Below are 9,888 nucleotides of genomic sequence, written 5' to 3' on the forward strand. Positions count from 1 at the left end.
GCCTGTTGCATAGAGACGAAGCTAAATAGGAAACCAAAGACCACAAAACCTATGATAAAGTACAGTACACTTGTTTGAGAGGAGAAATTGAGCACTCCAGTAAAGGCTAAGATCATCATCACCGCCACAAAAGCCACAGCAACTATAGTAGAAGTCTTGAACATTCCATGGCTTGCACTACGCCCTTTCTCCATAGAGGCAAGGGTAGGGGCTAATTCCTTTTCGGCAAAGGAGCGGAACTCTGCTACGGGTTTTAGGGTGATAGGAGCCCTTTCGGCTTGGCTTTTCACTGCTGCCTTGTCGAATAAGGTATTGGACTGCGGTTTGTTATAAAGTTCGTCCATCACTTCCTTGTAGGCGCCCTCGTCAGTACCTATAAGGACACGCTTGAGTTCGGCCGAACCAGAACGGAAATGGACAGGCAACACATAGCTTTTATTCTTGATCATCACCCCAAGGTAAGCGATAGGATCCATTTGGATACGAGAGCGTTTGCCATAGGGAATGACTGTTAGGTAATCGTCAGTCTCGCTTACGATGCGGCATTCTTCCCCTTGGGAGATTAGCGAAAAAGCCTCTTCCACTTGCTCACCACGCTTAAGGATTTTCCATACTCGCATAAGAGGGTAAGCGGCACTGAGCAGCAAGGCCAAAGGTAGTACGAATTTTACATAGGTAGGGACATTGGTAGTCTGTTGGCTTAGGATAGGCAGCAGGTACTTCACTCCCAAGAAGATTCCTATAAGGATCAGTACCACCACGATAATAAGGTTTCTTAGGGTGATACGCTTTTCTCTCCTCACTTCATAGAGGACATATTCTTTAGCGTCGGATAAAGTCATAAATTAAAGATAGAAATTAATTGTTCTACGTCGCAAATGTACAAAAATAAAAACAAATGACAAATAACAAACTAAATACTTTTCTAAAATTTGTCATTTGTCACTTGTCACTATTTTAGTATCCATCAATGGCGCTGATAATGGTCTTATAGCGGTCATAGTCTGCACCAGAGACCACTTTCACAGGAGTAACTCCTCTGAAATCTGATGGGGAGAAATACTTCATCAAAAGGATGTAGAAAGTCTTATTGTCCTTGTCCTCCCAAGAAAACATCTGTAAGGGTTGGTTGTTCTTGGAAGGCAGGTTTGCCAACTCTTGGTAGTTCCCTTGTTCTAAGAGGCGTGCCAACTCTTCCACAGTGGTGTGGCCAGAATCAAATTTTTTATGCCCCTTAGCTTTGATTTTCGTGTTGGTTTGGATATTATAGTAATCATGGGCTGTATAGAAGCCTAAAGCGGTGAATATTAGTCCTATGGCAGCAATGATACGCCACACCCATAGTTCCCCTACAGGGGTGATTTGGGGATATATCATCAGAACAAGGAATGCTAAAAAGAGTATTCCGTTAATAGCCTTCTTAGGGATATCATTTTTTTTGGTAAATTGATCGGGATGCGCCTCAAAATAGGCAGGAAAACTTTGTGGAATTTCTTGACTCATATTAGTTTGATTTTAGTGAAACAATCTTATATACTACCACTCACTAACTTCATATTGTCCGTCAGGGGTAGGTGTTACATGGAATTGGTAATAATTGGTTACGATATTGCGCCCTTCTACGGATTTTCCTTCCCCTTTTTTAGTGCACTGGATTTCATATTTTTGTTTTATCTGTCCGTTTTCCTTAGTAAAGACAAGGGAATGCACGATATAGCCTTCCATTTCTTCTAATTCAGATTGTGAACTTAGGAACTTTATCATATTATCCACCTGAGCAGGTACTTTGTCAAAAGGAATTTCAGCGAGGGTAAAGGTTTCCGCTTTGGAAGGTTCGTCAGTGGAAACATCAGGGGAGCTAAGACCTGCCTCGGAGGCTTTTTGTGATATGTCTTTGCCCTGCTTTTCATCAAAATACTGAGCGGTTACGGATTCAAAATTCTCTTCCAAAGGTTGTCCTGCCCAAAGCATTACTTTAGTGAAAGCCTTGCCTGTATAAGGATCTTTCTCTAAGAGTTTTTTGGCTTTTTCCAATCCTTCAGCACTGACAAGTTTGCTCCCCGTGAGGGAACTACAGCTACTTATAACTAAGGCAAGGCTTACCCCTACCATGGTTAATAACTTTTTCATTATCTAACAATTTTATATTATTTGGCAAAGATAAATAATTTTAAAACTTGTAGGCGAAAAAATCAATATTTGCGGGGGGGGGTAAATATTCGCTTAAAAATAAGCAAAAAACGAAAAACAAAGAACAGTCTCAAATTCCTTGTAGGGAAAGAGAGTGAAAAATTTTAACACAATAAGCTGGTAAAAAAGTAGTTGGGAGATTTATAGGATATAAAAATATATCGTATTTTTATAGTGCTCTTAAAGGGTGAGGATACTGACCAAGAAGAGCGCAAGTGTTAGCGATAGTGTGGGCGTTTGCCTTTTGGATATACCTATTTAGCCAAATATACAGATGCAGCAATGGGGATGATCATTGTTTTGACGTACTACGGGGTATGCTTCCTTATAGCAAGGTACTTGTGGCGCTCTCTTAGAACGTGAAGAGAGGTTAGTGGGGCACGAGCTGAAAGCTTGCGCTAATGAGGCGAGTATCTACTAAAAATAGCAACTAACAATTGACAAATAACAATTAAATTTGTATTTTTGCACATGGACAGCGTGAAAACATTGATACCTAATAAAGAATATATGAATACCGTATTATTACAAGCAAAGGTACAAGAGTCAGATGTGCCTTATATAGAGCGATTTCTTAGAGGAATCGCTACAGAGGTCTCTTTTGGTGAAGAGATGGATTTCTTTGAAGAACTAACTGTAGAAGATATTCAGAAAATAGAAAAAGGAAGGGAGCAGATACAACAAGGTATGAGTATCAGTAGTGAGGATTTGCAAAAAGAAACCAGAGAGAAATATGGAAATAAAATGGGCTATTGAAGCAAAAAACGATTACCATGATACACTTGATTATTGGGAAGAGCATAATGGTTCTTTTGCCTATTCAGCATTCACTCCTCATCAACCACTGTTGTACATATTCCCTACGGCGTTCGGACACCGGAATACGTTCGCCTGTAGTTAGTTCCAATATGCCCTCCTTGTAGTACTTACGGATATAGCGGTTATTGACCAAATAGGACTGATGAGAACGTACAAATTGGGAACTGGGCAGTAGCTCCTCATATTTCTTGAGTACTTTGCTGACTAATATCTTCTCTCCTCCCTCAAGGAAAAAGGTTGTGTATCCCTTGTCACTCTGCAAGTAGAGGATATGGGCTATAGGAATGAACTCTATGCCCTTGGCAGTCTTTACAGAGAGCCGCTCTAATTCTTGTTGTTGCTGGATATGATAATCCTCGGCATACGCCCATACGAATGCCGCCCATTGCTCCCTGCATGCCCCCAGCGAATCCGAGGGCAGTGCAGCGAGAAATAGGTCTATCTTCTGAGTTATTTCTTTTAAAGGCATCTTAGTCATTAGTGGTTAGTCATTTGTCACTAGTCACTAACTGAGTCCTGTGATTACCCCGTCATCATCTATATCCATACCCTCAGCAGCAGGAACACTTGGTAGACCTGGCATACGCACCGTATCACCTAAGATAGGAATGATAAAGCCAGCCCCTGAGGCAAACTCGAACTCACGAACGGTGACCTCGAAGTCAGTAGGGCGTGCCAACTTCTTCTCATCATCGCTCAGCGACTTAGGAGTCTTAACCATACAGATAGGGAGTTTGTCAAAGCCTAATTTGCTGATTTGCTTGAGTTGGCTCAGTGCTTTGGCGCTATAATTTACACCCTTAGCCCCATAGATACGAGTGGCTACGGTTTTTATTTTCTCCTCTACTGAAGCAGCATGGTCATATAAGGGGGTAAAGTGACTTTCTCCGCTTTCGGCTATGGCAACTACGGCACGGGCAAGCTCTTGGGTACCTGCGCCACCCTCGCTAAAGCCACGGCTGACAATCGCTTCCACGCCTCGTTCCTTGCAGAAGGTTTGGATATAGGCAATTTCCTCCTCACTGTCATGAGGGAAGTGGTTGATAGCCACTACCGCTTTCAGTCCGAAGCATTGTACGTTTTCTATGTGTTTTTCTAAGTTGGCAATACCTTTCTTCACTCGTTCTAAGGAAGGGGTGTTGTACTCCTCTTTGCTAGCACCTCCGTGGTGGCGTAGGGCGCGTACAGTAGCAACGACCACTACGGCATGGGGAGCAAGTCCCGCCGATACACACTTGATATTGAGGAACTTTTCAGCACCAAGATCTGCCCCAAAACCAGCTTCAGTAACCACATACTCGCCTAAGGAAAGCCCTAACTTGGTAGCCAGTACGGTATTGGTACCTTGAGCGATACTCGCAAAAGGTCCTCCGTGGAGGATAGCAGGGTTATTCTCAAGGGTTTGTACAAGGTTGGGTTTGATAGCCTCTTTCAGTAGCAGTGCCATAGCCCCTACTGCCTTGAGGTCGCGGGCAAAAACGGGAGTGCCGTCATACTTCTTTCCTACATAGATATTGCCAATACGGCGCTTAAGATCGGAAAAGTTCTCTGCCAAGCAGAGGATTGCCATAATCTCGGAAGCAGGGGTGATATTGAACCCATCTTCGCGGGGAATGCCATGGGTAGCGCCGCCCAAGCCTACCACAATATGGCGTAGCGCACGGTCGTTCATATCCATCACACGCTTCCATACCACTGTACGAGGGTCTATACCTATGGAATGGGTTTTGCTTTGTATATTATTGTCTATTATGGCCGCCAAGAGGTTGTTGGCGCGCTCAATAGCGGCAAAGTCGCCCGTAAAATGTAGGTTGATGTCCTCCATGGGTACCACTTGGGAATAGCCTCCGCCTGCTGCCCCTCCTTTGATACCGAAGACAGGGCCTAAGGACGGCTCGCGAAGAACAGCGATGGCTTTCTTGCCTATCTTGTTCAGCCCCTCAGTAAGACCGATGCTCACGGTGGTCTTGCCTTCTCCTGCAGGAGTAGGGGTAATGGCAGTAACCAAAATGAGCTTGTGTTGGGCAATCTTCTTAGGGTCTATCAAGGACAAAGGCAGCTTTGCCTTGTACTTTCCATAAGGGTCTATATCGTCCTCGGTAATATCTAACTTTTTGGCTATCTCTCTAATGGGTAGCATGTGGGCTTGTTGCGCTATGGCAAGATCTGTTGGGAAACTCATAATTGATCAAAAATATCATTTGTATGTATACTCAAAGTAGGGAACTTTACCGAGGTGATTTCTTTCCCCTCCACCACAGGGGCAAGGCCTCGGTAACGGCCTTGGTCTAAGACAAAGATATTCACTTCCTTATCTGTAGGACGTACGATCCAGTATTCACTTACCCCCGCTTGTTCGTATAGGTGGAACTTGTCGTCTAAGTCGCGCTGGGAATTGCCCTTGGAAAGAATCTCAATCACCAGATCGGGTGCTCCTAAGCAGCGTTTGCCGTCGGCCAATTTCTCAGGGTCACATACCACACATAGGTCGGGCTGAACTACATTATCCTCCTTTCCGTCGGCGCTAGGAAGGACGACATCAAAGGGAGCGGTGAAAACCTCACAAGGCTTCCCTTTGAAGAAATTATAGAACTCTCCTGAGAGCCTCATAGAGATTCTTTGGTGGATAATAGTAGGAGCAGGGCTCATCTTAAAGATACGCCCACGCAGTAGCTCCACCCGTTCCTTTAACTGCCATAATAGGTAGTCGGCATAGGTATACCCTCCATGGTTTAGGTCTAACTGATTGAGGCTGGTAATGGTCATTTCATTGGGATTGAAAGGGCAAATGTACGAATATTAATAACAAAAGACAAATGATTAATGATAAATTTTCAGCCATTAGTAAGCAGAAGACAACAGACATGCCATAGTTTATAGTTAGGTAAAAATGGTCGGTGAAAAATAAGCATTAGTCTTGTAACGGTAATAGTATTCACCTATGATAAAAAGTAAATTTTTTCTTTTGAGATTACTTGATTTTTTAGTATATTTGCCCCCCATTGGCAGTTATCCTCTATTATCTACCTCCTAACTATGAAGCATTTTGGAAAAATAAGTGCCCTCTTATGGGGGTTGTTATTTATTGTAGCGACCCATATAGGCTATGCCCCTTCCTATTTCAGCAGAACCATGGGGCTGAATCGCAGTTGGGTTATAGTAGCAGTCTTATTGTTCTTACCTATGTATTATTTTTTATGCTATAAAGGGTTTTTATGGGTCTACCGATTCGCTCTTTGGGGGATTATGAGTAGTTTTTCAGGGACTGTTTTTGCCTATTATGAGCAATCACTTATGGAAAGTGTCCTAAGGGGAGACCTTTCCATGGTAGATAGAAACGCTTCTTTGGCGTTGACAACACCTATTCTATGGGTAATACTGCTTGTTCTATTCCTGATTTATGGAACTATTTTTGATGCTATAACAAGAAAAAGATATAAAATTAGCCAATGAACCAATGAATCAATTGACAAATTAGCTAATTAAAAAATAAAATTAACCATTTGGTTAATCCAAATATTTGATGTACCTTTGCCCCCGAATAAGTGAATAGTGAACAATGAATAGTGAAGAACGAATCAAAGCTGCTGCCCGCAAGGTCTTTCATCAGAAAGGCTATGCAGGTACCCGCACCCGAGATATAGCTGAGGAAGCGGGCATCAACCATGCGATGGTCAATTATTATTTCCGTAGCAAGGAAAAGCTCTTTGGAATTGTGATGTTGGAGACCATGACTTTCTTCTTCAAAGGGGTGTCGACTATACTCAATAATGAAAATACCTCCTTGGAGGAAAAAATAGAACAAGTAGTGGCTAATTATATAGACTTGCTCTTGGAAGAACCTGAATTACCGACTTTTATGTTCAACGAGGTACGCACTAATCCTGAGCCTTTTGTTGCCAATACTCCTATCCTTCAGGCGTTAGAGCACTCAGTCTTAGCCCGCCAATACGCCGAAGCTGTAGCACAAGGGCGAATTACTGACCCCAACCTTATACACACTGTGCTTAACGTGATCAGTTTAGTGATATTTCCCTTCATCGCTCAGCCTATCTTTACCGCCCTAACCAGAACCGACAAAGAGGCGTACAAAGCCCTCATGCTTGAGCGAAAAAAATTGATTCCCCAGTGGATCAAGGCTATGTTGTTTGTAGGGGCAAAGTCTGTATAAGGGAAGTAGGTGAGGCGTATGCTCTTGTAAAAGCAACCCTATTTTTTTACCTATATATTAACCAATTGGTTAAACATACTGATTAACAATTAACAATTAAAAAGATGCGTTATTTACTCTTATTCCTTCCCATAGTAGGATTTGCACAGCAGGTGCTTACCTTGGAGGATTGTTACCGTCTTGCTCGCGATCACTACCCAACCGTACAGAAGTTGGACTTGATCACCAGGAGCGAAGATTATACTTTGGCCAATGCTAATAAGGCTTATTTGCCTCAAGTTAGTATCACAGGACAGGCTACTTACCAGTCCGAAACTATTGATTTCTCTGAGTCTATCGGACGGTTGCCACTGCCGATCACCTTACCTACAGTAAGCAAAGACCAATACAAAGTAGTGGGTGAGGTAAGCCAGCTCCTTTATAATGGTGGGGCTACTCGCGCTCAAAAGCAGCTTATCAAAGCCCAAAGTGCGGTACAAGCCCAAGCCGTAGAAACTCAACTCTACGCCCTTAAGCAGCGGGTGAGTAATCTCTATTTTGGAGTATTACTTATTGATGCACAGCTGTCACAAAACCAACTAAATGTAGAAACAGTCCAATCCCAATTGGAGAAAGCAGAAGTAGCCCTAAAAAATGGCACTACCTTACCGAGCAATGTGGCCGAGCTAAAAGCGGAATTGGTACGCCTTGCAATGCAGCGTACGGAATATGAAGCTACTAAGGCAATGTATCTTCAGATGCTCAGCACTTTCATTGGCAAGGACTTGCCTTCCGATACGGTTTTGAATCGACCTAAACCTACTACACTTGGTACAGCCAACCATCGCCCTGAGTTAAAGGGGTTTGACCTACAACAATCGGTATTGGATATTCAAAGAAGACAACTTACCTCGGAATATTTGCCCAAAATAGGACTGTTTTTCCAAGGCGCCTATGGTCGCCCCACGCTCAATATTATCAAGAACGAGTTTGATTTTTATTACATAGCAGGAGTACGCTTACAGTGGAATCTTAGCCCGCTGTATAGCTTATCCAACAGGAAACAACTCCTACACCTCCAAGGGGAATCACTTTCGGCCGATCGCAAGGCTTTTCTCATGAGCACCGAACTGGATCTTACCCAGCAGCAAACGCAGATCAGCAAGCTCCAACGCCTTATGGAGCAGGACCAAGAGAGTGTTGCCCTACGCCACTCGGTAGCTCAAGCCGCCCAAGTACAACTAGACAACGGGATCATCACCACTCACGAATACCTCCAAAAGGTCAATGCCGAAAACCTCGCTAAGCAGACGCTCCTCTTGCACGAGATACAGCTCCTCCAAGCACAAGAAAACCAACACTTAGTGACCAATTACCAATGACTAGTGACTAATGATATAGCTTATACCTAGAACCCAACACCTAAAACCTAGAACCTAATGAAGAAAATATACCTCGCAAGCCTCCTTTTCCTAGGTGCTTGCACTTCCAAAAACACTTTTGATGCCTCTGGTAATTTTACTGCCGATGAGGTGATTGTATCAGCCGAACAAAATGGCCGCCTCTTGTCTTACGCCGTAGAAGAAGGTAAGACCCTCCAAGAGGGGGAAAAGGTAGGACAAATCAATGTGGAAGCCCTAAAGCTCCAAAAGGAGCAGGTGGAAGCCACTATCTCCTCCCTAAAGGAAAAGACGCTAAATCCCTCGGATCAAGTAGCACTCATACGCAGCCAATATGAGGTGCAGAAAGCGCAGCTTGCCCAGCAACAACGCGAACTCTCTCGTGTGCAACAGCTTGTGGCAGGGGGAGCCGCTACTCAAAAACAGTTGGACGACCTCACCGCCCTGACCGACCAATTGCGCAAACAGCTTGCCGTAACTGAAAACCAACTCAAGGTGAGCCTTACCAACATCAATAGCCAGAACCGCAATGTGCTCAGCCAAGAAGCGCCCTTACAGAAGAGTGCCGACGCTGTCCAAGTACAAATCAACCAAGGTGAGATCATCAACCCTATTGCAGGTACCGTTTTGGTCAATTACGCCCTTAAGGGAGAAATGCAGACTTTCGGCAAGCCTTTGTACAAGATTGCCAATATGGATACCCTCACTCTCAAAGCCTACATCACTGGAGACCAACTCCCCCAAATCAAATTGGGTCAGCCCGTAACCGTCCATACCGATGCGGGAGAGGGCAAGAAACGTACCTATGAGGGTATCCTTACCTATATAGCCGACAAGGCTGAGTTTACCCCTAAGACCATACAAACCAAGTCCGAACGCGCTAATCTGGTCTATGCGATCAAAGTAAAAGTCAAAAACGATGGCTACCTCAAGATAGGTATGTATGGAGAAGTTCTATTTTAGGTAAAAAGTAAAAGGTAAAAAGTAAAGCCAGCGAATATTTGGAGCTGGGTATGTGAGTGAAGCTAAGAGAACGTTTCTTGGCATGCGTCAGGGTAGAGACGCAATTTATTGCGTCTTTAAAAGGGTGAGATAAGTGTTCTATAGTCAAGAAGAATACCTGACTTATTTCAGCGGTCGTGACCGCTGAATTTCCCACTGGCATATTTTTTGTGGCCTACTAACTGACAAATACAACCCTATGTTAAAGAAATACGACAAAGTAATAGCAACGGTTTTCGCCCTGCTTACCATAGTTTTTATAGTAGTCTTTCTCACTAATGACTCCTTTTTTGAGTGGACTTTTGCGCGACATCACAATATATTGAG

Annotated in this window: 11 protein-coding genes and 1 pseudogene; 6 read left to right on the plus strand and 6 right to left on the minus strand. The window is 43.6% G+C overall.

What is annotated here, in order from left to right:
* From Q0625_RS07035 to Q0625_RS07045, 3 genes and pseudogenes are all read right to left on the minus strand, one after another.
* Positions 1-842: pseudogene (locus Q0625_RS07035) on the minus strand (hypothetical protein); the annotation flags it as partial.
* Between the two features lie 115 nt (positions 843-957).
* A complete protein-coding gene (locus Q0625_RS07040; RefSeq protein WP_298825075.1) occupies positions 958-1,503 on the minus strand; it encodes a hypothetical protein in 546 nt (181 codons plus the stop codon).
* 33 nt (positions 1,504-1,536) lie between these two features.
* Positions 1,537-2,130 (minus strand): hypothetical protein, encoded by a 594-nt coding sequence (locus Q0625_RS07045; RefSeq protein ID WP_298825077.1) that lies wholly within the window; start codon positions 2,128-2,130, stop codon positions 1,537-1,539.
* Positions 2,131-2,405: 275 nt separating this feature from the next.
* On the opposite strand from Q0625_RS07045, the gene Q0625_RS07050 reads away from it, so the two are divergent.
* Together Q0625_RS07050 and Q0625_RS07055 are read left to right on the plus strand one after the other, a co-directional pair.
* Complete coding sequence (locus Q0625_RS07050; protein WP_298825079.1) at positions 2,406-2,546, plus strand: hypothetical protein; 141 nt, start codon at positions 2,406-2,408, stop codon at positions 2,544-2,546.
* A 154-nt stretch (positions 2,547-2,700) separates the two neighbouring features.
* The gene (locus Q0625_RS07055) at positions 2,701-2,946 is read left to right on the plus strand and encodes a hypothetical protein (RefSeq protein ID WP_298825082.1); all 246 of its coding nucleotides are present in this window, start codon (positions 2,701-2,703) and stop codon (positions 2,944-2,946) included.
* 64 nt (positions 2,947-3,010) lie between these two features.
* Here Q0625_RS07055 and Q0625_RS07060 read toward each other — a convergent pair whose 3' ends face one another.
* From Q0625_RS07060 to Q0625_RS07070, 3 genes are read right to left on the minus strand one after another with little or no spacing between them, the layout of a single operon-like run.
* Positions 3,011-3,478 carry a LytTR family DNA-binding domain-containing protein gene (locus Q0625_RS07060; protein ID WP_298825085.1) on the minus strand — a complete coding sequence of 156 codons (468 nt, stop codon included), beginning with the start codon at positions 3,476-3,478 and terminating at the stop codon, positions 3,011-3,013.
* A 36-nt stretch (positions 3,479-3,514) separates the two neighbouring features.
* A complete protein-coding gene (locus tag Q0625_RS07065) occupies positions 3,515-5,191 on the minus strand; it encodes a formate--tetrahydrofolate ligase (protein ID WP_298825088.1) in 1,677 nt (558 codons plus the stop codon).
* Positions 5,188-5,775 (minus strand): Uma2 family endonuclease, encoded by a 588-nt coding sequence (locus Q0625_RS07070; RefSeq protein WP_298825090.1) that lies wholly within the window; start codon positions 5,773-5,775, stop codon positions 5,188-5,190. Before Q0625_RS07070 ends, Q0625_RS07065 begins: the two co-directional genes overlap by 4 nt.
* Positions 5,776-6,045: 270 nt before the next feature.
* Here Q0625_RS07070 and Q0625_RS07075 point away from each other — a divergent pair, with 270 nt between their 5' ends.
* The 4 genes from Q0625_RS07075 to Q0625_RS07090 all read left to right on the plus strand — a co-directional run bounded on the left by Q0625_RS07075 (position 6,046) and on the right by Q0625_RS07090 (position 9,522).
* A complete protein-coding gene (locus Q0625_RS07075; protein ID WP_298825092.1) occupies positions 6,046-6,462 on the plus strand; it encodes a hypothetical protein in 417 nt (138 codons plus the stop codon).
* 106 nt (positions 6,463-6,568) lie between these two features.
* Positions 6,569-7,180 carry a TetR/AcrR family transcriptional regulator gene (locus Q0625_RS07080; RefSeq protein ID WP_298825094.1) on the plus strand — a complete coding sequence of 204 codons (612 nt, stop codon included), beginning with the start codon at positions 6,569-6,571 and terminating at the stop codon, positions 7,178-7,180.
* A gap of 104 nt (positions 7,181-7,284) precedes the next feature.
* Positions 7,285-8,541, plus strand: coding sequence for a TolC family protein (locus Q0625_RS07085; protein WP_298825097.1), 1,257 nt, complete (start codon positions 7,285-7,287; stop codon positions 8,539-8,541).
* Positions 8,542-8,598: 57 nt separating this feature from the next.
* Entirely contained in the window at positions 8,599-9,522 is a 924-nt protein-coding gene (locus Q0625_RS07090; RefSeq protein ID WP_298825100.1) for an HlyD family efflux transporter periplasmic adaptor subunit, read from the plus strand.
* The last annotated feature ends 366 nt before the right edge of the window (positions 9,523-9,888 follow it).

Source organism: uncultured Capnocytophaga sp. (assembly GCF_938029845.1).
Classification (GTDB): Bacteria; Bacteroidota; Bacteroidia; order Flavobacteriales; family Flavobacteriaceae; genus Capnocytophaga.

Bases quoted from the DNA above. Each gene is read 5' to 3' on its own strand.
- Q0625_RS07055 (WP_298825082.1), top strand. From the start codon at position 2,701: ATGAATACCGTATTATTACAAGCAAAGGTACAAGAGTCAGATGTGCCT.
- Q0625_RS07080 (WP_298825094.1), top strand. From the start codon at position 6,569: ATGAATAGTGAAGAACGAATCAAAGCTGCTGCCCGCAAGGTCTTTCAT.
- Q0625_RS07070 (WP_298825090.1), bottom strand. From the start codon at position 5,775: ATGACCATTACCAGCCTCAATCAGTTAGACCTAAACCATGGAGGGTAT.
- Q0625_RS07060 (WP_298825085.1), bottom strand. From the start codon at position 3,478: ATGCCTTTAAAAGAAATAACTCAGAAGATAGACCTATTTCTCGCTGCA.
- Q0625_RS07075 (WP_298825092.1), top strand. From the start codon at position 6,046: ATGAAGCATTTTGGAAAAATAAGTGCCCTCTTATGGGGGTTGTTATTT.
- Q0625_RS07065 (WP_298825088.1), bottom strand. From the start codon at position 5,191: ATGAGTTTCCCAACAGATCTTGCCATAGCGCAACAAGCCCACATGCTA.
- Q0625_RS07085 (WP_298825097.1), top strand. From the start codon at position 7,285: ATGCGTTATTTACTCTTATTCCTTCCCATAGTAGGATTTGCACAGCAG.
- Q0625_RS07040 (WP_298825075.1), bottom strand. From the start codon at position 1,503: ATGAGTCAAGAAATTCCACAAAGTTTTCCTGCCTATTTTGAGGCGCAT.
- Q0625_RS07090 (WP_298825100.1), top strand. From the start codon at position 8,599: ATGAAGAAAATATACCTCGCAAGCCTCCTTTTCCTAGGTGCTTGCACT.
- Q0625_RS07045 (WP_298825077.1), bottom strand. From the start codon at position 2,130: ATGAAAAAGTTATTAACCATGGTAGGGGTAAGCCTTGCCTTAGTTATA.